Source organism: Flexivirga meconopsidis (assembly GCF_026162425.1).
Classification (GTDB): Bacteria; Actinomycetota; Actinomycetes; order Actinomycetales; family Dermatophilaceae; genus Flexivirga; species Flexivirga meconopsidis.
The window spans coordinates 815714-838675 of sequence record NZ_JAOBQJ010000001.1 but is presented as its reverse complement, the minus strand read 5'-3'; the positions used below and the strand labels follow the sequence as shown (position 1 = coordinate 838675).

Here is a 22962-nt window from a genome sequence, read left to right as displayed (position 1 = left end):
TCATGACTCGGCCCGGTCGTAAAATGCGCGGGCCGTATGCGCGATCCATTCGGGTCGCTCCCATCGCGGCCAACGCTGGCGCGCCGTTGCGTCAATCGTGGCAACCGCGGTGTCGGCGGACACCCCGGTTCGGCGGATCCGACGGGCTTCGTCGCGTACCCACGACAGGTACTCGGCAACGCGGTGCAACAGGTTGATGTCGCTTACCTCTCCGTGCCCGGGGACAACGACTTCCGGCTGCCACGAGATCAGCTCGTGCAAGAGTCTTATCCATCCGTCCCCGTCCGTGTCAGTGTCATACGGCGGGAAGTACGGAGTGATCGGGAAGATGTCCGTCTCAAGCAGGTCCCCGCCAAAGAGCACTCTGTCATCGACGAGTACCACTTGGTCCGAGCCGGTGTGTGCAGGACCGACCGAGCGCAGCAGCGCGGTGCGGGCGCCGAGGTCGAGCTCCAGTTCCCCTTCGTAGGTGATGTCCGGGTCGACCAATTCGACGCCGGCCAGGTACTCGGCAGTGGAGGCGCTCAGCCCGCGGAACATCTGGAGGTAGCCCGGTCCTTTGCGCCGCAGATCGGTGCGTTGTCCACGGTTGAAGACAATGGTCGCCTCATCGCGAAACGCCTGCGCGCCGAACCCGTGCTCGGGGTGGAAGTGGGTGACGGTGAGGAACATCTTCCGCCCAGGGGCAAGCGCCCGCGCGCGCTCCAGCACGTACGAGCCGTTGCGTGGACCCATGCCGGTGTCAATCACCAGCACCGACGTGTCGCCGACCACGATGCCCACATTCGGCACGAGCTCGACTCGCCGATCCGGGATGACAAACACACCGTCGGCCACGGGCGCCGGCTCGCCTTGCACGATCGGCGCGGGACTCATCGAGACGTCGGGCGGCGCGTCTGCGGACATCGCCGCTTGGTGTTGATCAGCTACTTCGGTCCGTTCGCGGTGCCCCATCAGGTATCCCTATCTGATCGTTGTTCAGATGCGTAGGTTCACCGTAACAGGCAAACTGATCAGTGTTAAGTTGCAAGTATGTCGAGTTCGTACCATCACGGGGACCTGCGTGAGGCACTGTTGGAAACAGCGGGCAATCTGGTCGCCGAGCGCGGCGTGGACGGCTGGTCGGTGCGCGAGGCGTCGGCGCGTGTCGGGGTCAGCGCCAGTGCGGCCTACTACCACTTCGCATCACGCGATGATCTGCTCACCGCACTCTCGATCCGCGCGCTGAATCGACTGGGCGAAGCCTTGCGGGAGGCCACCGAGTCCGCCGGTGGTGGTGATGTCCTCGCTCGGTTGTGTGCCTACGCTCGCTGCTACGTACGGTGGGCGTGCGACGAGCCAGCGGCCGCGCAACTGGCCTTCAGCCCGGCCCGGCAGCGGCAAACCGGCACGGTCGATCCGCATCCGCACCAGGTGTTGGACGACGAACTCGATCGTCTCGTGGAAAGCGGCACCCTTCCCCGGCAGTCCAGACCGGGCGCGGACTTCCTGGTGTGGTCGGCGGTACACGGACTTGCCGAGCTGGCACACCTCAACCTCGTACGCGGCAACGGCCCCACTGATCTGGATCTGCTCAGCGACCGGCTCGTGCGAGCGACCATGTACGGTCTGCGCGACGAACACTCAGCGCCAATCCCGGCGGTGGGCTCCAACCACACCGAGGCATAGACTCCCGGTCAATAGCTTCCGACTTCTGTCTCACTTGAGTGGCTCGGGCGTCACGGACATCAGGACGACGTCGCGGACCGCAGTATGGAACCTCGCGCAGGGCCGGTGCAGGACTCTCGTGCACGATGCACACAAGCGCACGTCCGCGGATTTGGTGAAATACCCACCAGCCTCACCCAAAACTTGCTGGTCCTAGTCTGATCAAATGGTCAGCGCGAAGAAGCAGCCTCAGCCGGACGATGCCGGCGTCGAGCACAATGTGTCCAGCCCCGACGATCGGAACCGGATCCATGAAGCGGCTGCCAAACTCTTCGAGTCGCAGGGCTATTCGCAGACGACGCTGACGGAGATCGCGCGGCTCGCCGGAGTGTGCCTCGACGTGGTCGAGGAGCATGGGCCGAAGATCAGGCTGCTCGGTGCGGCGTTCTGGGCGCGGTTCGCCGGGGACGAGCAGGAGCTCGATCTCGCGACATACCCACTGGCGGATTTCGATGCTACCGATGTGGCGGCGATCGCCCGGGTGATCAAACCGGTGATCGACGGCATGGCCGCGTCGCTGGGCGTGCTCCGGGCGATCGAGGACGCCGCAACCTGTGACTCGGAGGCGGCGTCGTTGCTCGAGGACCTGCAGTTCGCGCACCGGTCCGACACGTTGAAGATGCTCGCCCAGCACCCGGGACTCTCGGCACGGCGGCGGCGCAGCGTCGCGGACGTCCTGATCTACACCTTCTCCCACCACTGCTATGAACACCTCGTCATTGGCTGCGGGTGGTCGCGTGAGCGATACCGAAGGTGGGTCGCCGAGCACATCGTCACGACCATCGACTCGGTGCTCCCCGCCGGTCGCTGACCGCCGCGACGACGGACTCGATCCCGGGCGCTTCGGCTGCCTGCCGCTGCAGGCGGGCCGCCGATCGGCGATATGCCTGCTGCGACAGCAGGCGGTGCAGTGCCCGCTCAGCACGGGCGCGGGGGATCTGGTTTCGCCGAATCCCGATGCCCAGACCGCTCCAGCGCACCCGCGCCGCGACCTCACCCTTGTCCTCGGACGCACCAACCGAGAGCACCGGGACGCCATGCCGGATCGCGAAGCCGACCCCGCCATACCCGCCGTTGGTGACGAACGCCGACAACCGAGGAAACACAGCGTCATACGGAAGGAACGGGCTGCGCCGCGCGTATGACGGCAGCCGCCCAAGGTCCATGGAATCCGGCGCCGAGATGACCAGGTTGAGCGCCATCCCCTCCGTCGCCTCGACGACGGGCAGGATCAGGTTGTGCGGATCGGGGACTGCCGAACCCTGTGTCACCAGCACGGTTGGCCGGTCCGGATCGAGGCCGCTCCACCAGTCCGGCAGCGGGTGATCCCCGTCGCCGCTGCGCGAGAGCGGCCCGGCGAATCGCACCGGCACCGTCCCTTCCCGTGGGTATTCGAACCCGGGGACGGTCAGCTGCACGATCTCGTCGACCCACGACAGCCAGTCCATGACGAACCCCGGCAGTCGAGCGCCTGCGCCGGCGGCTGCCGTGGCCGCCGCCGACTGCAACGAACCGAAGACGAGGCGCTCAATCGCCAAGCGCGCCGCCGCGTTGCGGACTCGGCCGGCAACGCCGGTGGTGGGCGCCCACCCCGTGCCGACCGGCGGCACGCCCACGGCAGGCAGGTTGAGCGGGTTGCAGCCGAGCGCAACCACCCGGGGACGCGGCCCGGTGTTGAGCGCGAGTGGGATCACGCCGAAGAACATCGTCTCGGCCAGAACGGCGTCGGTGGGCTCAGCCGCGATGAGGCGGTCTATCGCACTCGCCTGCGCCGTCATCGGCCGCAGAAAGCCGTGCTCGAGGTCGAACTTCGCCTGGGCGAGTCCGCGCAGCTCCCGACGCTGCGGGAACCATTCGTCCATCGCAGTCTCGTCGAAGTCGACCTCCGCGGGTAGCGGGACCCATTCCACGCCGGCACGTTCGACCTGATCGCGAAACCGGCTACCGGTCAGCAAACGGGTGCGATGCCCGCGCTGCACCAAGCCTTCCGCGGCCGCCAACGCCGGCGCCACGTGCCCCTGAAACGGCGCTGCACAGACAAGCACTGAACTCATCGAACCTCCCGGGTGTTAATTGACTACACTATAAGGGTAGTCAATTTGGAGGGTATCGATGCCGCCGGCCAGACGGGCATATCACTCACAGCTTCGCGCCGACCGCGCTCGACGCACCCGAGCAGTCATCGTGCAAGCCGCGGCCGAACTCTTCGCGCTGCACGGGTATGCCGGGACGACCTTGTCGCAAGTAGCTCAGCAAGCCGGGGTGAGCCTCGAGACGGTGAAATCGCTTGGCCCGAAAGCGAATTTGCTGCGGGCAGCCTTCGAGTCTTCCTTCATCGGCGACGAGCGCGACCCGTCCCGACCGCCGTTCGAGCTGAGTTCACTCGACCTGTCGAACAGCTCGGTGGTCGCGCGACTGTTACTCCCCGTGGTCAACGGCTTCGCCGCCTCGAGCGGGATCTACCAGGCTTTGGAATCAGCTGCGGCAACCGAACCCGAAGCGGCCGCATTGCGCGAACAACTGCTGACGAGCCAGCGAGACGACCTCGCGGGGATGCTCGCCGCGCACGGCGACGTCCCGCCTGCTCGGCGCCACGGTGTCACCGATGAGCTGACGTTCGTCGTCTCCCACACGGCATACGGGCATTTCGTGCTGCGCTGCGGCTGGTCGGCCGATCGGTATCGCCGATGGGCCGCCGAGCGAGTGGCCGCCATCCTGCGAGCGGCATCCCGCTGAAGGTGCGCCTCATGCTCCGACTCCGCCCAACTTCGGCCAGCCGTCTGAAAGACTGACCACCCACCGGCCACCACGTGCAAGGGTGATGCATCGAATGAGCGGAATGCAGTTCGGGATCTTCACGGTCGGCGATGTGACGCGTGACCCGACCACACTCACAACGCCGAGCGAGCACGAGCGCATCAAGGCCACGGTGGCGATCGCCAAGAAGGCGGACGAGGTCGGCCTCGACGTCTTCGCGACCGGCGAGCACCACAACCCGCCGTTCGTGCCGTCGTCTCCGACCACGCTTCTGGCCTACATCGCCGCCCAGACCGAGCACCTGCTGCTGTCGACATCGACCACCTTGATCACCACGAACGACCCGGTGAAGATCGCCGAGGACTTCAGCGTGCTGCAGCACCTGTGCGACGGCCGCACCGACGTCATGCTCGGCCGCGGCAACACCGGGCCGGTCTACCCGTGGTTCGGCAAGGACATCCGCGCCGCCATACCGCTGACCGTCGAGAACTACCAGCTATTGCGCACCGTCTGGGACGACGAGGTCGTGAGCTGGAGCGGCAAATTCCGGGCCGCACTCCAGGGCTTCACACTGGCACCGCGCCCACTGGACGACGTGCCTCCCTTCGTCTGGCACGCATCGATTCGGTCTCCCGAGATCGCTGAATTGGCAGGCTATTTCGGCGACGGGTTCTTCGCCAACCACATCTTCTGGCCGCCGTCGCACACGCAGCAACAGGTCGAGCTCTACCGACAGCGCTTCGCCGACTACGGCCACGGGGCCCCCGAGCAAGCGATTGTCGGACTCGGTGGCCAGATCTTCATGCGGCGTAACAGCCAGGACGCGGTCAGGGAGTTCCGGCCCTACTTCAACGAGGCGCCAGTCTACGGCCACGGGCCGTCACTCGAAGAGTTCACCCGGGAGACGCCACTGACCGTCGGGTCGCCGCAGGAGGTCATCGAGCGCACTCTCGGCTTCCGTGAGTACGTCGGCGACTACCAGCGCCAGCTTTTCCTGATCGACCACGCCGGGCTGCCGCTCAAGACGGTGCTCGAGCAACTCGATCTGCTCGGCGAGGAGGTCGTGCCGGTGCTCCGGGAAGAGTTTGCAAAGGGGCGGCCCGCAAACGTACCCGACGCTCCGACTCACGCGTCGTTGCTGGCTGCCAAGGAAGCTGCCGACACCGCCCCGAAAGCCGAACCCCAAAGCGCACCAACCACTTCGAAGGATGATCAGGCATGACCACCATCGCCGTGGTGACGGCTGGACTGCGCGAACCCTCAAGCACCCGGCTGCTCGCCGACCGGCTCGCCGAGGCGGTCCGGCAGGATCTGCCGGCCGGCAGCGTCGAGTTGCCGGTGATCGACCTGCGGCTCTATGGCAAGGCGCTGATGGACGCCACGCTCACCGGATTCGTCAGCCCGGAGCTCCAGTCCGCGTTCGACACGCTCGCCTCTGCCGACGGACTGATCGCCGTCACCCCGGCGTTCAACGCCTCGTTCAGTGGACTCTTCAAACTGTTCTTCGACGTCCTGCCGCTGCCCAGCCTGGACGGCATGCCGGTGCTCATCGCGGCCACCGGCGGCACCGAACGACACTCCCTGGTGCTTGAGCACTCGCTGCGCCCGATGTTCTCCTACCTACACGCGATCGTCGCTCCCACGGCCGTGTATGCCGCTACCAGCGATTTTGGCGGTGACGGCAGCGACCTCAGCCCCCGAATCGACCGCGCCGCAGCAGGATTCGTCAGGCTCCTCACTGCGTGCGGGCCTCGACATACGCCCGCCCCCGCTGGCGGCGACGAACTAGATCAGATGCGCGCCCTGCTCGGCGGCATACCCAACACCGGCAACCCGAATGGAACGGAGCACCGATGACCAACACCGAAACCTGGCCGGCCCTGGCGGTCGACAGCTGGACCGACACCCGCAAGACCTTGCACCTCTGGCTGCAGATCGTCGGCAAGATGGAGATGGTCTCCACTCCGCTGGTCAACCACTGGTGGAACGTCACCTTCCAGGTGAGCGCTCGCGGCTTTCGCACCGGGATGATGTTCTTCGAGGGTCACCCCTTCGATGCCGAGTTCGACTTCATCGACCACAAGTTCTATCTCCGTCGCGCAGACGGCCACGAGGTCGCCATCGCACTGGAGGCCAAATCGGTCGCGGCCTTCTACGGCGAGGTGCAGGACGCGCTCCGGACGCTGCGCCTGCGCTGCGACATCGTGCCCAGCCCCAACGAGGTCGACCCGGCGGTGCCGTTCGCCGAGGACACCGAGCCTCGCCCGTATAACGCATCGGCGGCGCAAACCTTCTGGCGTCAATTGGTAGCTGTGCAAAGGACTTTCATGATCTGGCGCGCCGGCTTCGCGGGGAAGGACAGCCCGACCCAGCTGTTCTGGGGGTCTCTCGACCTGTCCTGCGTGCGCTTCTCCGGGCGCGGCGCGCCGAAGCCACCGCCGGCGCTGCACGTGCCAAACCTGCCGTCGTGGGTGATGGACGAGGCCGAGAGCCGGGAGAATTTCGCGGCCGGCTTCTGGGCCGGCGGTTCGGCAGAGGGCTCGTTCTACACCTACGCCTACCCCGAGCCCGACGGCTTCCGGTCCGGCAAGGTCAGCGTCGGCAAGTTCGACGACACCTTGGGCGAGTGGATCCTGCCCTACGACGAGGTGCGCAACAGCGACGACCCGGACGCGATGGTGCAGGCATTCCTCAACGAAACCTATGGGCTGGCGGCCGATCTCGGAAACTGGGATCGCACACTGCTCGACGTCGACCCGCACCGGCTCGACGCGCAGATCTATCACGGCGCCGACCGGTCGCCCCTCTACTGATCCACTCCCGAAAGGCCGCAGCCACCGATGCCCGACTGGACCGCCCGCATAGTGCAGGACGTCGACGACCTGGACGTGTCGGTGTTCGAGGCGCTCGCCACCACCGACAGTCCGCTGCTCGACCGATTGATGCCCCGGCTCACCGATGCAGCGGACCACTCCAAGCTCTGGCTCGGCATTGCCGCCCTGCTCGGGGTGAGTCGCAAGCGGCGTGCACAACGTGCGGCGATGCGTGGTGTCGCCACCATCGCGATGAGTAGCCTCATCACCAATCAGATTGCGAAACGGACCAATCGGCGACCGCGACCGTCCTTGCGGTCGGTGCCCCTCAGCCGGATGTCCCGGCGGCTGCCGACCTCGACCAGCTTCCCGAGCGGCCACGCCTCGAGCGCCGCCGCCTTCGTGACCGCGGTGAGCCTCGAGCTGCCGGCGCTGGCCTACCCGCTGCGGGCGCTCGCCGGCCTGGTCGGCGTGTCCCGGGTCGCGACGGGTGCGCACTACCCCTCCGACGTGGTCGCCGGCTGGTTCCTCGGCAGCACGGTGGCCCGCATCGGCGGAAAGCTCGTGCCGCCGGCGGCGCCACCCGAAAAGCACCTGCACCACCGTGCTCCCCTGCAGCTCGGCGAGCGCCCCACCGGGCGCGGCGTCGTGCTGGTCGTCAACCCCGCGTCGCACAGCGGGCAAGGTGCGGATGTGCTGCGCAAGGTGCAACGCAAGCTGGCGGACGTGGAAGTCGTCGAACTCCGCAAGGAGGACGATGTCGAGCAGGTGATGCGCGAATCCGCTTCTCGGGCAGAGGTTCTCGGTGTGGCCGGCGGTGACGGCACCGTCCGCTCGGCAGCAGCGGCAGCCATCGCAGCCGGCGTGCCGCTCGCCGTCTTCCCGGCCGGCACCTTCAACCACTTCGCCAAGGACGTCGGCGCATTCGGCCTGGACGCCGCGATCACGGCAGTCAAACGCGGCACCGCGGACAAGGTCGACGCGGCATACCTCAACGACGAGATCTTCCTCAACACCGCGAGCATCGGTGCCTACACCGACTTCGTGGAGATTCGCGAGAAGTACGAAGGACGCATCGGCAAGCCGCTCGCCGCGGCGTGGGCGGCGTTGGTCGTCAAGGACCGCAACCTGCGGGTGCGGGTGGACGACACCACCAGCGAGATCAACCTGCTCTTCCTCGGCAACGGCAAGTACCAGCCGAGTGGCTTCGCACCGGCATTCCGGGAGCAGATGAGCGACGGCCTGGTCGACCTGCGCATGCTCGACGTCGCCGGACCCTTCGGACAGCTGAAAGTATTGGCAGCGTTGCTGACCGGGCAATTGGCGCGCAACAAGCGCTATCACGAGCTCAGCGCTCCCGAGATGCAGATCGACATCCTCAACGGCCCGGTCAGGGTGGCCCGCGACGGAGAGCTCGGCGAGATGACCGAGTCGTTGCGGGTGCGCGCCGACCGGCGGGCGCTGACCGTCTTCTGTCACGACGCAGCGTTCTGAGCGCAGCTGGTCTCGATAGACACTGACCTCGATACGACACTGGTCTCGATACGCCGTCCCCCGCTTCGCTCCTCCCGGCTACTCGACCAGCAAGACCCAGCTACTCGACCAGCTAGACCCGGCTACTCGACCGGCGGAGAAGACTTGACTTGGTCCAGAAAACTCGGAAGGGTGAGTCACGTGCCGGACCACTTCGAGGAGACGCTGCGCAAGGCCGGTCTGCGCGTGACGCAGCCTCGGCTCGCCGTGCTGACCGCCGTGCGCGACCATCCGCACGCTGACAGCACGGTCATCGCCGAGTCGGTCCGCGAGCAGTTGCCGACCGTCTCCCGGCAGGCCATTTTCGACTGCCTCAACACCTTCGCCGACACGCACCTGGTGCGCCGCATCCAGCCCGCGGGCTCGGGCGCACGCTACGAGCTGCGTGTCGGTGACAACCACCATCATCTCGTCTGCCGCTCCTGCGGCGCGGTCGTCGACGTCAACTGTGCCGTGGGCGAGGCGCCGTGCCTGCACACCACAGACGACCACGGTTTCCAGATCGACGAAGCCGAGGTCATCTACTGGGGTGTGTGCCCCGATTGCGTTGCCGCGCAAAAAGTTTCACCCACCTGAGTACGACACCGAAAGGAAGTCATGAGCACCACCGACGAACAGCCTCTGGCTGAGATCAACGATGAGGACGCGGGCGGCAAATGCCCGGTTATGCACAATCTCATCCCGCCGACGCAGGGTGACGCCAACCAGCAGTGGTGGCCGCAGCGGCTCAACCTGAAGATTCTGGCCAAGAACCCGGCGGTCGCCAACCCGTTGGGCGAGGACTTCGACTACGCGGCCGCATTCAGCAAGCTGGACCTCGCGGCCGTCAAGGCGGACATCGGCACGCTGCTCACCAGCTCCCAGGAATGGTGGCCGGCCGACTTCGGCAACTACGGCCCGCTGATGATCCGTATGGCGTGGCACAGCGCCGGCACCTACCGCGTCCAGGACGGCCGCGGTGGCGGCGGCACGGGGCAGCAGCGCTTCGCCCCGCTGAACTCCTGGCCGGACAACGTGCTGCTCGACCGTGCCCGCCGCCTGCTGTGGCCGGTCAAGAAGAAGTACGGCCAGGCGCTCTCCTGGGGTGACCTGATGATCCTGGCCGGCAACGTGGCCCTGGAGGACATGGGCTTCAAAACGTTCGGCTTCGCCGGCGGCCGCCCGGAGGCCTGGGAGCCGGATGACGACGTCTACTGGGGCCCGGAGACCGAGTGGCTCGGCGACGAGCGTTACACCGGCGAGCGCGACCTCGAAAACCCGTTGGCCGCAGTGCAAATGGGCCTGATCTACGTCAACCCGGAAGGCCCGAACGGCGAACCCGACCCGTTGAAGTCCGCGGTCGACATCCGCGAGACCTTCGGCCGGATGGCGATGAACGACGAGGAGACCGTCGCCCTCATCGCCGGTGGCCACACCTTCGGCAAGACCCACGGCGCGGCGCCCGCCGACGAGGTCGGCCCGGAGCCCGAGGGCGCGCCGCTGGAGCAGAACGGCATCGGCTGGAAGCAGCCCTTCCAGACCGGCAAGACGGTCGACGTCATCGGCTCCGGCCTGGAGGTCACCTGGACCTACCACCCGACCCGCTGGGACGACGAGTTCTTCCACATCCTGTTCGGTTATGAGTGGGAGCTCATGGACTCCCCCGCGGGTGCCAAGCAGTGGCGCCCGGTCAACAACGGCGGGGCCGACATGGTGCCGGAGGCGTCCGGTGACGGCAAGCGCGAGCCGCGCATGCTGACCTCCGACCTTGCGCTGCGCTTCGACCCGGCATACGAGAAGATCTCGCGCCGATTCATGGAGAAGCCCGAGGAGTTCGCCGACGCATTCGCGCGTGCGTGGTTCAAGCTGACCCACCGCGACATGGGCCCGAAGTCCCGCTACCTCGGACCCGAGGTGCCGGCCGAGGACCTGATCTGGCAGGACCCGGTCCCGCAGACGCAGGCACCGAGCGCCGAGGCCATCGCGGCCGCGAAGCAGCAGATCGCCGACGCCGGCTTCTCGGTGTCCGACCTGGTCAAGACCGGTTGGGCCGCGGCTGCGTCATACCGCAACTCCGACAAGCGAGGCGGCGCCAACGGCGGCCGCCTGCGCCTGGAGCCGCAGAACTCCTGGCAGGTCAACGACCCGGCGGCCATCGGGCCGGTCGTGACCAAGCTGGGACAGATCGCGCAGGACACCGGCATCTCGTTCGCGGACGCGACCGTGCTGGCCGGCAACGTCGGCGTCGAGCAGGCGGCCAAGGCCGCCGGACACGACGTGGAGGTGCCGTTCACGCCGGGCCGCGGTGACGCCACCCAGGAGCAGACCGAGGTCGACTCGGTCGCCTACCTGGAGCCGCGCATCGACCCGTTCCGCAACTACACCGACTTCGAGCCGGTCGCCCCGCTGGAGTACCACCTGATCGACCGGGCGAACCTGCTGAATCTCAGCGCACCGGAGATGACCGTGCTGATCGGCGGTCTGCGGGTGCTGGGCGCCAACACCGGTGACAACAAGGACGGGGTCCTCACCGACCGTGTCGGTCAGTTGACGAACGACTTCTTCGTCAACCTGCTGGCACTCACCACCGACTGGAAGCCGGGCGACACCAAGGGTTCCTACGTGGCGACCGGGCCGGACGGCCAGACCTGGACCGGCAGCCGCGCCGACCTGGTGTTCAGCGCCAACTCCGAGCTGCGTGCGGTCGCCGAGGTCTACGCCTCCGACGACGCCGCCGCCAAGTTCGTGCAGGACTTCGTCGCCGCCTGGGCGAAGGTCATGGACAACGACCGGTTCGACGTGAAGAAGTAGCAGCGGCATACGAGAAGGGCCCGTGGCGCGATCGCCACGGGCCCTTCCTTGTTCGTATGACGGGGGCTGCGACCCTCAGGCGCGCCCCTGACGGTGCGCCACGTCGTACTCGTGCTGCTTCTCCGCGGCGCGGAAGAACAGTGCGCCGCCGCCGAAGCCGACGAAGAAGGTCGCGAGGGTCTGACCGATCCACTGCGCGTCGCCCTGGAAGAACTCGCACAGGATGACCAGCACCAGGACGATGCCGGGCACCACCCAGGACTGCACCTGCCAGCTGCGCGGTTTGACCAGCAGCGAGGCGATGATGCCGACGACGAAGCCGAGCACCGGGCCGGTCAGCCAGGTCGGGCCGGGCAGCGACGAGGTGTCCGGCTGGAAGATGAAGTTGAGGAAGAGCAACAGGATGAATGCGCCGAGGGTGATCACCACCCAGAGCAGGCCCTCCTGCTTGGCGTTCAGGTCAGAGCCGGGCGCGGCTTTGACGGGCGAGTTGAAGATTCCCATGTGCTGCACTCCTCGGACGGGGAACTACCACCGTACTCGTCGGTCACTTACCCGGAAGTTACCGCAGATCGGGCGGTTGTGGTGTGGGTAACACGTCGCAAGGCCATAACGCCGCGGCCCGATGGGGCGAGCCCGGACCGGTTCGCGGGCTACCATCGCGCCCATGAGGGCACGTATCGGGGGAATTTTCCGGGCACGGCGTCGCGCGTTCGCGGCGGTAGCGGCCAGCGGACTGTTGACGTTGGCGGCGTGCACGAGCAGCGGCTCGGACGGCGGATCGAACGCCGCGTCGACCGGCGGATCGCAGGCAACACCAACGGGATCGAGCGCCCCGTCGGGTCAATCGGGCAGCGCGTCGAGCGCTGGCTCGAGCTCGGCGTCGGCCAGCGGATCGGCGCAGGCCGGTCCTCGCATCACCGGCAAACCGGCGTCGGTCACCGTGCTGGTGTCCGGTGACGAGCTGCCGCACCCGGAGCTGATCGCCGACGCGAAGCGCAATGCCGGCGGCACCGGCTACGACTTCAGCCCGATGTTCGAGCAGGTGAAGGGCCCGGTGAGCTCGGCGGACGTGGCGATCTGCCAGATGGAGACGCCGCTCACCAAGACCGACACCGATCTGTCGCACGGCATCAGCATCAACGCGCCGCACGAATTCGCCTCCGCCATCAAGGGCGCCGGGTATGACGGGTGCAGCACCGCCAACAACCACGCCTTCGACCGCGGACTGGCCGGCGCCCGCTCGACCCGCGACATCATGCAGCAGGTCGGGCTGAAGGCGGCCGGCCCGGGCCCCGACGCGTCGACGCCGGGCCAGCCGGTCTTCTACGAGGCCAAGGGCCTGAAGATCGCTCAGCTGTCCTACAGCTGGACACTGGACAACACGATCGGCAACCAGACCAAGGTGCCCACCGGAGCGCCGTGGTTCGCCAAGAACCTCTACTCGGTGGTCGGTGTCGCCGGGATCGTCGCCGACGCCAAGGCGGCCCGCGCCCAGGGCGCGGACCTGGTGCTGGTGTCCATGCACTGGGGCATCGAATACACCCCGAACCCGAGCGCCGAACAGCGCCAATTCGCTTCGGGCATCCTGAATTCCGGGCAGGTCGACTACATCATCGGCAACCACCCGCACGAGGTGCAGCCGTGCGAGAAGATCAACGGCAAACTGGTCAGCTACAGCCTCGGCAACGCGATCTCTTCGCAGGGACTGGGTGTGCTCAGCCTCCCGGCCGCCACGCAGGACGGCGTGCTGATGTACGTCACGTTCACTCGGGACAACGCCGGCAACGTCAGCCTGAGCCAGAAGTTCCGTCCGACCTACGTCGACCGGCAGAACGGGCACGTCATACAGCTGGTGACGCCGAAGTCGAATCCGCAGTCGTGGCAACGGACTACCTCGGTGCTCACCGCGAACGGCAACCCTTGCGGAGCACAGGCCGTGCAGTAGACCGGCGGCGCTTCGGCATGATGGGCACATGGCTCGAGGAGTGACCGGCACCTACCGGCTGCAGCTGCACGCGGGCTTCACCTTCGCCGACGCGGCCGCGCAGGTGGGCTATCTCGCCGACCTTGGCGTTTCGCACCTCTACCTGTCGCCGATCCTGCAGGCCGCGCCCGGCTCGATGCACGGGTATGACGTCGTCGATCACGCCCGGATCAGCGACGAACTCGGCGGACTGGCCGGCTTCGAGGCCCTTGCTGCCGCTGCCCACGAGCACAGCCTGGGCATCGTCGTCGACGTCGTGCCCAACCACATGGCGTTCGTGGCGCCCGAAGTGCTCAATCAGCAGGTCTGGCAGGTGCTGCGCGACGGTCGGGATGCCGCGACCGCCGACTGGTTCGACATCGACTGGAAGGCCGGCGGCGGCCGGATCGGTCTGCCGGTGCTGGGCAAGCCGCTCGACGAGGTCCTCGCCGACGGCGAGATCACCCTGGAGAAGGCGTCGGACGGCGACGAGCCGGTGCTGCGTTACTACGACCACGTCTGGCCGCTCGCGCTCGGCACCGACACCACCGACGATGTCGCCGAACTCCTGCAACGCCAGCACTATCGGCTCGCCTCGTGGCGGGACAAGGATGAGGTGCTCAACTACCGCCGGTTCTTCGAGGTGGACGGGCTGATCGCCGTCCGGGTCGAGTTGCCGGAGGTGTTCGAACAGACCCACCGCCTGCTGTTGCGGCTGCATCATCAAGGGCTGATCGACGGCTTCCGCATCGATCACCCGGACGGCCTCGCAGACCCGACCGGCTATCTCGAACGCCTCACCGCTGCCTGCGCCAAGGGCACCCCGATCTGGGTGGAGAAGATCCTCGAGCCGGGTGAGCGCCTGCCGTCCTCGTGGGCGTGCGCCGGCACCACCGGGTATGACGCGCTGCGCGTCGTCCAGGAGGCGCTCACCGATCCGGCCGACGCGTCGGTGCTGCACGACACCTGGGTGGCGGCCGGAGGCGATCCGGACTACGCGCACGTGGTGGAAACCGCAAAGCGCCAGGTGGTCGACAAGTCGCTCGGTCCCGAGGTCGACCGGTTGACCCGCCGTGCCCGGGAGACACTGCCGGATCTCGACCCGGAGCGGTTGCGGGAGGCGGTCATCGAGCTCCTCGTGGCGGGCGAGGTCTACCGCGCGTATGTGCGCCCCGACCACCGGCTGTCGCAGACCGCCCGTGCCCGGCTGCGCGACGCGTTCACTGAGGCGGTCAACCGCCGACCGGACCTGCGGACCGAGCTGGATGCACTTGTGCCGCTGACGACGCTGGCCGAAGACGAAGCATCCGCAACCGATTTCGGCGTCCGGCTGCAACAAACCTGGGGGCCGGTCATGGCCAAGGGCATCGAGGACACCACGTTCTACCGGTGGCACGAGTGCATCGCGCTCAACGAGGTCGGCAGCGACCCGAGCCGGCTGCCGGTCTCGTCGCCGCAGGCGCTGCACGAGTCGGCCGCCGACCAGCAGCAGCACTGGCCGCGGACGATGACGACGCTGTCCACCCACGACACCAAGCGCAGTGAGGACGTGCGCGCCCGGCTGCTCGCGGTCGGTGGCGATCCGCAGTCGTGGCAGACGATTTCGGCGGTCACGCTGAGCGCTGCCAAGTCTGCAGGGGTCGACGGGCCGACCGCGCACTTCGTCTGGCAGACACTGCTCGGTGTCGGCGAGATCAGCGAGGAGCGGCTTTCGTCATACCTGGAGAAGGCGCTGCGCGAGGCGAAGCTGCACACCGCGTGGGTCGACGGCGACCCCGAATATGAGCGCCGTGTCATCGATTTCGCGCTTGCCGCCGCGACCGGCGGACCTGTGCGGGAGGCGATCGACCGGGCGCTGGCGGCGGGCGTCCGTGCGATCCGCGCCACGGTGCTCGGGGCCAAACTGCTGCAGCTCACCATGCCGGGCGTCGCGGATGTCTACCAGGGCGCCGAGCTGGTCGACCTCTCGCTGGTCGACCCGGACAACCGGCGACCGGTCGACTACGACCGGCGGCGCGAGTTGCTGAGGCAGACCGGCGACGGATCATTGGATGCCGAGAAGCTGCACCTGGTTGCCGCCGCGTTGCGTGCCCGCCGTGAGCATCCGCGCGTTTTCGGGCCCGAATCGTCATACCGCCCGGTCGAATCCAGCTCCGAGCACCTGCTTGGCTTCAGCCGGTCGGCACCCGGCGGCCGCCTCGCCGAGGCTTTCGGTCGCGGCGGCCGCAGCACCTTCGTGACGCTGGCGACCCGCGCACCGGCTCGCCTGTCCCGAACCGGCGGCTGGGCCAACGCCACCTTCCAACTGGGTGCCGGCCGCTGGCGCGACCGCATCTCCGGCGTCAGCCACGTCAGCGACGGACACCTCGGGGTCGCCGACGTGCTCGGCAGTTGGCCCGTCGCGCTCCTGGAGAAGGAGGACTAGCAGCGATGACCGAATTCGCAGTCTGGGCACCACGGGCCGAACGCAGTGTCGATCTGCTGCTCGGCGACTCGACGACGCCGATGAGCAACGACGGCGAATGGTGGCGCGCGGATGTGGAGGCCGTGCCCGGTGACCGCTACGCGTTCAGTGTCGACGGAGGTGACGAGCGGCCGGACCCGCGCTCGCTCTCGCAGCCCGACGGGCCGCACTCCCGGTCCGCACTGGTCGATCTCGGCGCGCACCGTTGGACAGCTGCCGACTGGCCGGGCACTCCCCTGCAGGGCTCGGTGATCTACGAGCTGCACGTCGGCACATTCACCGACGGCGGCACCTTCGACTCCGCGATCGAGCGGCTGGATCACCTTGTCCAGCTTGGCATTTCGATGGTCGAGCTGATGCCCGTCGTCGCGTTTCCTGGTGAGCGCGGCTGGGGATATGACGGCGTCTCGCCATACGCGGTGCATGAGGCGTATGGCGGGGCCGCCGGTCTGCAACGGTTCGTCGACGGCTGCCACGCTCGGGGCCTCGGCGTATGCCTGGACGTTGTCTACAACCACCTCGGGCCGAGCGGCAACTACCTGCCCGTCTTCGGCCCCTACTTCACCGACCGCTATCAGACCCCGTGGGGCTGGGCGGTCAACCTCGACGGACCCGAAAGCGACGAGGTCCGTGGGTATTTCATCGACAACGCGCTGATGTGGTTGCGCGACTTCCACCTGGACGCGCTACGGCTCGACGCCGTGCACGCGCTCTTCGACGAGCGGGCGGTGCACTTCCTGGAGGAACTCACCGGGCGGGTCGACGAGCTGGCGGCCTCGCTTGGTCGGCCGCTGTCGCTCATCGCGGAGTCCGATCGCAACGATCCGCGCACCGTGAGCCCGCGCGACGACCACGGCGCCGGCCTCGGTCTGCACGCACAGTGGGCGGACGATGTGCATCATGGGCTGCATGTCGCCCTGACCGGCGAATCCCAAGGTTATTACGCGGATTTCGCGCAGACCGACGCTCTGGCGAAGGTGCTCACGACCCCGTTCTTCCACGACGGCACCTGGTCGAGCTTCCGTGGACGACACCACGGCCGGCCCGTCGACCTGACCGAGGTCGAGCCGTGGCGTTTCGTGGTGTCGCTGCAAACGCACGATCAGGTCGGCAACCGGGCGACCGGGGACCGGCTCTCGCAACTGGTCGGCACCCGGCGCCTCGCCTGCGGTGCCGCGTTGCTGCTGACCAGCCCCTACACGCCCATGCTCTTCATGGGTGAGGAGTTCGGCGCGTCCACTCCCTGGCAGTACTTCACCGACCACCAGGACCCGGAGCTTGCGGCCGCAGTGTCCAAGGGCCGTCGCGCGGAGTTCAGTGAGCACGGCTGGTCTGCGGATGTGCCTGACCCGCAAGCACTTTCGACCTTCGAAGACTCCAGACTGCATTGGGCGCAAGCCCACGAGGGCGACCACGCGACGTTGTTCGACTGGTATGCCGAGCTCATCCGGCTCCGGCGCGAGATCCCCGCGCTCGGCAGCGGCACTGCCGGTCAGTGGCCGGCGTTGCCCGCCGTGCGGCGTGCCGGCGGCGGTGTCACCGTGCGCCGTGGCGCCTACCTGGTGATCTGCAATCTCGGGCAGTACGAGATGTCCTCACCCGGCGAGCTGGTGGCGTCGTTCGGCGACGTCGAGACCGATGCCATTGAGTCCGGCGGCCCGGTCGTCACAGTCGGCGCCGAGTCCGTCGCGATCGTCCGGCTGCCCGACCCAGCCGCACCGCCCACGTGAGCGCCCGACTGCTGGTGTTGCACCACTCCCCGACCCCGCTGCTGCGTGAGCTGCTCGACGCCGTGCTCGCCGGGGCGAGGTTCGACGAGATCGAGGGGGTCGACGTCGACGTCGTCGAGGCGCTGTCGGCGACCGTCGATGACTTTCTCACCGCCGACGGCTATCTGCTGGGCACTCCCGCCAACTTCGGCTACATGTCCGGCGCGATGAAGCACGCCTTCGATTCCACCTATGACGACACCCGCGGGAAGGTCTCGCGACGACCGTTCTCCTTCTGGATCCACGGGCGCTCCGACACCACCGGTGCCCGCAGATCACTGGAGTCGATCACCACCGGACTCGAATGGCGGCTCGCCGCCGAACCGGTCGAGATCCTGCGCGCACCCACCGACGCACAGCGCGAGGCACTCACCGAACTCGGCGGCACGCTCGCCGCGCTGGTCGCGTCGGGCTGAGGTGGGGCGACGTGCGGTGTCGCGCGTGGCGTGTGGTGCGCACACAAGCCGCAACCGTTTCGCGTTATGCACGCCTCCAGCCCGCGCACCGTGCACAAGCCGCAACCGTTTCGAGTTATGCACGCCTCCAGCCCGCGCACCGTGCACACGGCGCAACCGTTTCGCGTTATGCACGCCTCCAGCCCACGCACCGTGCACACGCCGCAACCGTTTCGCGTTATGCACCCCACCAACCCGCGCACTGCACACACGCCGCAACCGTTTCGCGTTATGCACGCCACCACCCCACCCACCGTGCACAAGCCGCAACCGTTTCGCGTTATGCACGCCCGACTGGCGGCGGGTGACTGACCGGGGCCGCAGGCCGGTGCGGCAGGATGCTCGGGTGAACCCTTCCACCGCGATAGCGACCGTGCTGCTCGACGAGCTGATCCGGCAGGGAGTCCGTGAGGTCGTCCTGGCGCCGGGTTCGCGCTCCGCACCGCTGGCGTATGCCGCGGAGGCAGCCGAACGCGAGGGCCGACTGCGACTGCATGTGCGTGTCGATGAACGCGCGGCCGCGTTCCTCGCGCTCGGGCTGGGCAAGGCGACCAGGCTGCCGGTGCCGATCATCACCACCAGCGGGACCGCGGTCGCCAACCTGCACCCCGCGGTGCTGGAAGCGGCGCAGGGTTACGTGCCAATGATCGTGCTGACGGCCGACCGGCCGCAGGAGCTTCGCGGCACCGGGGCCAACCAGACCACCGATCAGGTGAAGATCTTCGGCGGCGCGACGCGCTGGTTCCACGAGTTCGGCACTCCGGAGCGCCGCAACGGACAGCAGGCGATCTGGCGGTCGGTCATCGGACGCGCCATGGCCGAGTCGCAGGGTTACCCGTCGGGGGATCCGGGCCCGGTGCACCTCAACGTGCCGTTGCGCGAACCGCTCGTGCCGGATGCGACTGCTGACATCGGCAACACCGATGCTCCCGACTGGCCCGAGTCACTCGCCGGCCGCCCGCATGGCGAGGCGTGGCTCAGTCTGCGAAACCCGCACTCGCACAAGAAGTCCGCAGTCGAGGGCCCCGGCATCGCGCCCGTGCCACGCACCCTGGTGCTGCTCGGTGACCTGCCAGACCCGCAGGACGCGGCCGAGTTGTCGGAGCTGGCAGATGCGGCGGGCTGGCCGATGCTGGCCGAGCCGTTCGGCGCCTACCGACGCGGTCGGGTCACCCCGCACGGGCCGCTCCTGCTCCGCGCTCACGGCTGGCTCGAGGAGCACCTTCCCGAGCGGGTGCTCGTCGGAGGCCGCGTCACCCTGGACCGCGAAGTCGTTGCGCTACTGCGCAATCCGGCGGTCACCGTCGAAGCGGTCACCCCGCTCACTTCGTGGTCCGACCCGGGCCACGTCGTGCGGCGCGTCCACGACTGGGACGACATCGAACGCAGCCACGAGGCGGTCTCCGCGTGCGCCGACCGTGCGTGGGCGTCAGCGTGGCGTGCGGCCGGGCAGGTCGTGTCGGCGACAGCTGCTCCGCTGATCGAGTCGAGCTGGCCCAGCGGGCCTGCCGTCGCCCGCACAGTGTCGCGCAACCTGCCGGAGCGCGGGGGCATCTACCTCGGGTCGTCCAACACGATCCGCGACCTGGACCTCGCACGCGACCCGCGAGAGGTTGCCCGTGGTGTGGTCGCGGTGGCCAACCGGGGCCTCGCCGGCATCGATGGCGTCATCTCGTCCGCGATCGGCTTCGCGCTCGCGCACGCGCCGCACCCGACCGTCGCGATGGTCGGTGATCTCACCTTCCTGCACGATGCCAACGCGCTGCTGATCGGCCCGGACGAGCCCCGCCCGCACTTGACGATCGTCGTGATCAACGACAACGGCGGCGGCATTTTTGCCACCCTGGAGTCCGGCAAACCCGAACTCTCCGGACCCTACGAACGCATCTTCGGCACCCCGACCGACACCAGCATCGGGCAGCTGTGCGCCGCCCATGGGGTCCCCCACGAGATCATCGACGACCAGGAGGCCCTCGCCGACCGGATCAGCAGGCCGGGCAAGGGGATTCGGGTTTGCGAGGTGCGCATTCCGCGGACCGGTCAGCGGGAGTTCCGCCGGCAGCTGGGCGACGCAGTCGACGCGGCCCTCAGTTGACCTCCTCGGACCGGACGCCCCAGCTCGCCGACCAGGTGGCGCCGGGCTCGAGCACGATCAGCGCCTCCCCGGTGGCGAATGCGCCGGCGGGGCAGGTCATCGGCTCCACCGCCACGCCGGTATGGCGAGCGCGTCCGGACGGAAGGCTGTCCCCGGTGAACGCCTGCGCGTAACCGAAGTCGGCGGCGTCCGCCCACAGCGTCGTACGACGTCGGCCGTCCGACACGCTGATCCGCCACCGCCCGTCGTCACCCGCCGTCAGCCCGGTGAACGCCGTGTCGATGACAGCCCCCGTTATCTGCCGGGGCGACCGGAAGTCGACGTCGCTGCCGGCGACCGACGCGCGGCCGGTGGGCAGCAACCGGTCGTCGACGGTGAGGAACTGCGCGGCGGGTAGCGACAAAGTAAGCTCGTCGACGGCGTCCTCGCCGACCGTCAGATAAGGGTGCGCGCCGAACCCGAACGGCGCCGGCGCGGCGCCGAGGTTGGTCGCCGACGGGGTCACCGTCAGGCCTTCGTCGCCGAGTTGGTAACGCACTCGCAAGTCGAGGATCGCGTCCCAGCCCGGGGATGGCATCAACCGGTAGCCGACGATGAGGGCGGAGTCGGCTTGCTCCACCAGCTGCCAGTTCGCCCACCGCACCAGGCCGTGCGACGCGTTGAGCTTGGCCGGCTCGGTCAGCGGCAATTGCTGATCCTTGCCGTTGAAGGTGTAGCGACCGTCGGCGATCCGGTTCGGCCAGGGCATCAGGAGCTGCCCACGGCCGCCGTCCGCCCTCGCATCCACCGGGTAGCCGAACAGCGCCGGGCGGCCGGCGACGTCATACGCACGGATGCCGCCGCCGACACTGACCGCCGTCAGCCGTTGCTCGCCATAGGAGATCGTCCATTGTTCGCCGGAGGGCGAAAGCGCTTCTGTCTCAGGCATTCCCGAGGATCTCCTTGGCCTGCTCGCGCATCTCGACCTTGCGGATCTTTCCGGTCACGGTCATCGGGAATGCATCGGTGACGTGGACGTACTTGGGGATCTTGTAATGCGCGAGTTTGCCGTCGGCGAAGGCGCGCACGGCCTCGGCGTCGAGCGGCGGTTCGCCGGATCGCATGATGACCCAGGCCATGAGTTCCTCGCCGTACTTCTCGTCGGGCACGCCCACGACCTGCACGTCGGCGATTGCCGGATGGGTGTAGAGGAACTCCTCGATCTCGCGTGGGTAGATGTTCTCGCCGCCGCGGATCACCAGGTCCTTGATCCGGCCCACGATCGCGACGTAGCCGTCATCGTCCATCGTGGCGAGGTCGCCGGTGTGCATCCAGCGAGCCTGGTCGATCGCCTCCGCGGTCTTGTCCGGCTGGTCCCAGTAGCCGAGCATCACACTGTAACCGCGGGTGCAGAACTCCCCGGTCGCACCGCGCGGCACGGTCAACCCGGTCGCCGGGTCGACCACCTTGATCTCGAGCATCGGCATCACCCGACCGACGGTCTCGGTGCGCCGGGCCAGGTCGTCGTCGGTGCGGGTCATGGTCGACACCGGCGACGTCTCGGTCATGCCGTAACAGATCGCAACCTCACCCATGTTCATCTCGGCGATGACCCGCTTCATCACCTCGACCGGGCACGGCGAGCCGGCCATGATGCCGGTCCGCAACGTGCTCAAGTCGTATGACGCCTCACCCTTGTCCAGCAGGGCAAGCTCGGCGATGAACATCGTCGGCACGCCGTAGAGCGACGTGCAGCGTTCTGCCGCAACGGCTTCCAGGGTTGCGGCCGGCTCGAACGACGGCGCCGGGATGACCATGCAGGAGCCGTGCGAAGTCGCCGCCAGGTTGCCCATCACCATGCCGAAGCAGTGGTAGAACGGCACCGGCAGACAGATCCGGTCCTGCTCGGTGTAGCCGACGAGCTCACCGACGAAGTAGCCGTTGTTCAGAATGTTGTGGTGCGAGAGAGTCGCGCCCTTGGGGAAACCCGTTGTCCCCGAGGTGTATTGGATGTTGATCGGGTCGTCCGCGGACAGCCCGGCCGACCGGGTCGCGAGGTCGTCGTCGGTCGTCGAGGACGCCTTCGCCAGCAGCTCCTCCCAGCTCGGGTCGCCGATGTAGACGACCTGTTTGAGGTCACGCACATCGGGGCGCACCTGCTCGACCATCGATCGATAGTCAGAGGTCTTGTGCTGGATGGCGCTGACGAGCATCGACATACCGGATTGCTTGATGACGTAGGCCAATTCGTGGGAGCGGTAGGCCGGGTTGACGTTGACCAGGACGGCACCGACCCGCGCGGTCGCATATTGCAGCAGGGTCCACTCCGGGCAGTTGGGCGACCAGATGCCGACGCGGTCGCCCTTGTCGATGCCCGCAGCCATCAGTGCCTTGGCGAGCTCGTCGACGGCCTTGTCGAACTCGGCGTAGGTCCAGCGACGACCACTGGGCAGATCGACGAGCGCGTCGCGCCCGGAGTGCTTCTCGGCGGTGCGCCGCAGGTTGTCGGCGATCGTGTCGCCGAGCAGTGGCGTGTCGGAGATCCCGCTGGCGTAGGACGGTTGGGCGGTGGTGGACATGCTGCAACTCCTCATGTGACCGGCGACACGTTCAGCTTAAGTGGACGCGGCGGAA

The 22962-nt window shown here is 67.8% G+C and carries 19 protein-coding genes; 14 read left to right on the top strand and 5 right to left on the bottom strand.

Annotated features, from left to right (window positions below; all coding sequences use genetic code 11):
* The gene (locus N2M23_RS04065; protein WP_265443484.1) at window positions 1-906 is read right to left on the bottom strand and encodes an MBL fold metallo-hydrolase; all 906 of its coding nucleotides are present in this window, start codon (window positions 904-906) and stop codon (window positions 1-3) included.
* Between the two features lie 126 nt (window positions 907-1032).
* On the opposite strand from N2M23_RS04065, the gene N2M23_RS04060 reads away from it, so the two are divergent.
* Window positions 1033-1668 (top strand): TetR/AcrR family transcriptional regulator, encoded by a 636-nt coding sequence (locus tag N2M23_RS04060; RefSeq protein WP_265443482.1) that lies wholly within the window; start codon window positions 1033-1035, stop codon window positions 1666-1668.
* Between the two features lie 205 nt (window positions 1669-1873).
* Window positions 1874-2518, top strand: coding sequence for a TetR/AcrR family transcriptional regulator (locus N2M23_RS04055; protein WP_265443480.1), 645 nt, complete (start codon window positions 1874-1876; stop codon window positions 2516-2518).
* Here the strand turns inward: N2M23_RS04055 and N2M23_RS04050 are convergent.
* Window positions 2481-3761: a glycosyltransferase gene (locus tag N2M23_RS04050; RefSeq protein ID WP_265443479.1), complete on the bottom strand. Its 1281-nt coding sequence runs from the start codon at window positions 3759-3761 to the stop codon at window positions 2481-2483. The genes N2M23_RS04055 and N2M23_RS04050 overlap by 38 nt on opposite strands.
* 130 nt (window positions 3762-3891) lie before the next feature.
* Between N2M23_RS04050 and N2M23_RS04045 the strand changes: the two genes are divergently transcribed.
* The 7 genes from N2M23_RS04045 to katG all read left to right on the top strand — a co-directional run bounded on the left by N2M23_RS04045 (window position 3892) and on the right by katG (window position 11600).
* On the top strand, window positions 3892-4443 hold the full coding sequence (locus N2M23_RS04045; protein ID WP_265443478.1) for a TetR/AcrR family transcriptional regulator: 552 nt from the start codon (window positions 3892-3894) through the stop codon (window positions 4441-4443).
* A gap of 103 nt (window positions 4444-4546) precedes the next feature.
* The gene (locus N2M23_RS04040; RefSeq protein ID WP_265443895.1) at window positions 4547-5686 is read left to right on the top strand and encodes an LLM class flavin-dependent oxidoreductase; all 1140 of its coding nucleotides are present in this window, start codon (window positions 4547-4549) and stop codon (window positions 5684-5686) included.
* Window positions 5683-6321: a CE1759 family FMN reductase gene (locus N2M23_RS04035; RefSeq protein WP_265443476.1), complete on the top strand. Its 639-nt coding sequence runs from the start codon at window positions 5683-5685 to the stop codon at window positions 6319-6321. The genes N2M23_RS04040 and N2M23_RS04035 overlap by 4 nt, the downstream gene beginning before the upstream one ends.
* A complete protein-coding gene (locus N2M23_RS04030) occupies window positions 6318-7277 on the top strand; it encodes a DUF5996 family protein (protein WP_265443475.1) in 960 nt (319 codons plus the stop codon). Before N2M23_RS04035 ends, N2M23_RS04030 begins: the two co-directional genes overlap by 4 nt.
* A 27-nt stretch (window positions 7278-7304) precedes the next feature.
* The gene (locus N2M23_RS04025; RefSeq protein ID WP_265443474.1) at window positions 7305-8771 is read left to right on the top strand and encodes a bifunctional phosphatase PAP2/diacylglycerol kinase family protein; all 1467 of its coding nucleotides are present in this window, start codon (window positions 7305-7307) and stop codon (window positions 8769-8771) included.
* Window positions 8772-8942: 171 nt separating this feature from the next.
* Window positions 8943-9386 carry a Fur family transcriptional regulator gene (locus N2M23_RS04020; protein ID WP_265443473.1) on the top strand — a complete coding sequence of 148 codons (444 nt, stop codon included), beginning with the start codon at window positions 8943-8945 and terminating at the stop codon, window positions 9384-9386.
* Between the two features lie 21 nt (window positions 9387-9407).
* Window positions 9408-11600, top strand: a complete 2193-nt coding sequence (katG, locus tag N2M23_RS04015; RefSeq protein ID WP_265443472.1) for a catalase/peroxidase HPI — start codon at window positions 9408-9410, stop codon at window positions 11598-11600.
* Window positions 11601-11675: 75 nt separating this feature from the next.
* Here katG and N2M23_RS04010 read toward each other — a convergent pair whose 3' ends face one another.
* Entirely contained in the window at window positions 11676-12104 is a 429-nt protein-coding gene (locus tag N2M23_RS04010) for a hypothetical protein (RefSeq protein WP_265443470.1), read from the bottom strand.
* A gap of 163 nt (window positions 12105-12267) precedes the next feature.
* On the opposite strand from N2M23_RS04010, the gene N2M23_RS04005 reads away from it, so the two are divergent.
* The 5 genes from N2M23_RS04005 to menD all read left to right on the top strand — a co-directional run bounded on the left by N2M23_RS04005 (window position 12268) and on the right by menD (window position 20349).
* Window positions 12268-13548, top strand: a complete 1281-nt coding sequence (locus N2M23_RS04005; protein ID WP_265443469.1) for a CapA family protein — start codon at window positions 12268-12270, stop codon at window positions 13546-13548.
* 28 nt (window positions 13549-13576) lie between these two features.
* Window positions 13577-15991, top strand: a complete 2415-nt coding sequence (gene treY, locus N2M23_RS04000; RefSeq protein ID WP_265443468.1) for a malto-oligosyltrehalose synthase — start codon at window positions 13577-13579, stop codon at window positions 15989-15991.
* A 5-nt stretch (window positions 15992-15996) separates the two neighbouring features.
* Window positions 15997-17760: a malto-oligosyltrehalose trehalohydrolase gene (gene treZ, locus N2M23_RS03995; RefSeq protein ID WP_265443467.1), complete on the top strand. Its 1764-nt coding sequence runs from the start codon at window positions 15997-15999 to the stop codon at window positions 17758-17760.
* Window positions 17757-18215: a flavodoxin family protein gene (locus N2M23_RS03990; protein ID WP_265443466.1), complete on the top strand. Its 459-nt coding sequence runs from the start codon at window positions 17757-17759 to the stop codon at window positions 18213-18215. The genes treZ and N2M23_RS03990 overlap by 4 nt, the downstream gene beginning before the upstream one ends.
* A 385-nt stretch (window positions 18216-18600) precedes the next feature.
* Window positions 18601-20349 carry a 2-succinyl-5-enolpyruvyl-6-hydroxy-3-cyclohexene-1-carboxylic-acid synthase gene (gene menD / locus N2M23_RS03985; RefSeq protein ID WP_265443465.1) on the top strand — a complete coding sequence of 583 codons (1749 nt, stop codon included), beginning with the start codon at window positions 18601-18603 and terminating at the stop codon, window positions 20347-20349.
* Here the strand turns inward: menD and N2M23_RS03980 are convergent.
* On the bottom strand, window positions 20342-21277 hold the full coding sequence (locus N2M23_RS03980; RefSeq protein WP_265443464.1) for an aldose 1-epimerase family protein: 936 nt from the start codon (window positions 21275-21277) through the stop codon (window positions 20342-20344). The two genes, menD and N2M23_RS03980, sit on opposite strands and share 8 nt — an antisense overlap.
* Window positions 21270-22907 (bottom strand): AMP-binding protein, encoded by a 1638-nt coding sequence (locus tag N2M23_RS03975; protein ID WP_265443462.1) that lies wholly within the window; start codon window positions 22905-22907, stop codon window positions 21270-21272. The genes N2M23_RS03980 and N2M23_RS03975 overlap by 8 nt, the downstream gene beginning before the upstream one ends.
* Between the last annotated feature and the right edge of the window lie 55 nt (window positions 22908-22962).

What these genes read in the sequence shown, in the direction of transcription:
- N2M23_RS04065 (WP_265443484.1), bottom strand. Translation starts at nt 906, where the DNA reads ATGTCCGCAGACGCGCCGCCCGACGTCTCGATGAGTCCCGCGCCGATC.
- N2M23_RS04060 (WP_265443482.1), top strand. Translation starts at nt 1,033, where the DNA reads ATGTCGAGTTCGTACCATCACGGGGACCTGCGTGAGGCACTGTTGGAA.
- N2M23_RS04055 (WP_265443480.1), top strand. Translation starts at nt 1,874, where the DNA reads ATGGTCAGCGCGAAGAAGCAGCCTCAGCCGGACGATGCCGGCGTCGAG.
- N2M23_RS04050 (WP_265443479.1), bottom strand. Translation starts at nt 3,761, where the DNA reads ATGAGTTCAGTGCTTGTCTGTGCAGCGCCGTTTCAGGGGCACGTGGCG.
- N2M23_RS04040 (WP_265443895.1), top strand. Translation starts at nt 4,547, where the DNA reads ATGCAGTTCGGGATCTTCACGGTCGGCGATGTGACGCGTGACCCGACC.
- N2M23_RS04035 (WP_265443476.1), top strand. Translation starts at nt 5,683, where the DNA reads ATGACCACCATCGCCGTGGTGACGGCTGGACTGCGCGAACCCTCAAGC.
- N2M23_RS04030 (WP_265443475.1), top strand. Translation starts at nt 6,318, where the DNA reads ATGACCAACACCGAAACCTGGCCGGCCCTGGCGGTCGACAGCTGGACC.
- N2M23_RS04025 (WP_265443474.1), top strand. Translation starts at nt 7,305, where the DNA reads ATGCCCGACTGGACCGCCCGCATAGTGCAGGACGTCGACGACCTGGAC.
- katG (WP_265443472.1), top strand. Translation starts at nt 9,408, where the DNA reads ATGAGCACCACCGACGAACAGCCTCTGGCTGAGATCAACGATGAGGAC.
- N2M23_RS04010 (WP_265443470.1), bottom strand. Translation starts at nt 12,104, where the DNA reads ATGGGAATCTTCAACTCGCCCGTCAAAGCCGCGCCCGGCTCTGACCTG.
- N2M23_RS04005 (WP_265443469.1), top strand. Translation starts at nt 12,268, where the DNA reads ATGAGGGCACGTATCGGGGGAATTTTCCGGGCACGGCGTCGCGCGTTC.
- treY (WP_265443468.1), top strand. Translation starts at nt 13,577, where the DNA reads ATGGCTCGAGGAGTGACCGGCACCTACCGGCTGCAGCTGCACGCGGGC.
- treZ (WP_265443467.1), top strand. Translation starts at nt 15,997, where the DNA reads ATGACCGAATTCGCAGTCTGGGCACCACGGGCCGAACGCAGTGTCGAT.
- N2M23_RS03980 (WP_265443464.1), bottom strand. Translation starts at nt 21,277, where the DNA reads ATGCCTGAGACAGAAGCGCTTTCGCCCTCCGGCGAACAATGGACGATC.
- N2M23_RS03975 (WP_265443462.1), bottom strand. Translation starts at nt 22,907, where the DNA reads ATGTCCACCACCGCCCAACCGTCCTACGCCAGCGGGATCTCCGACACG.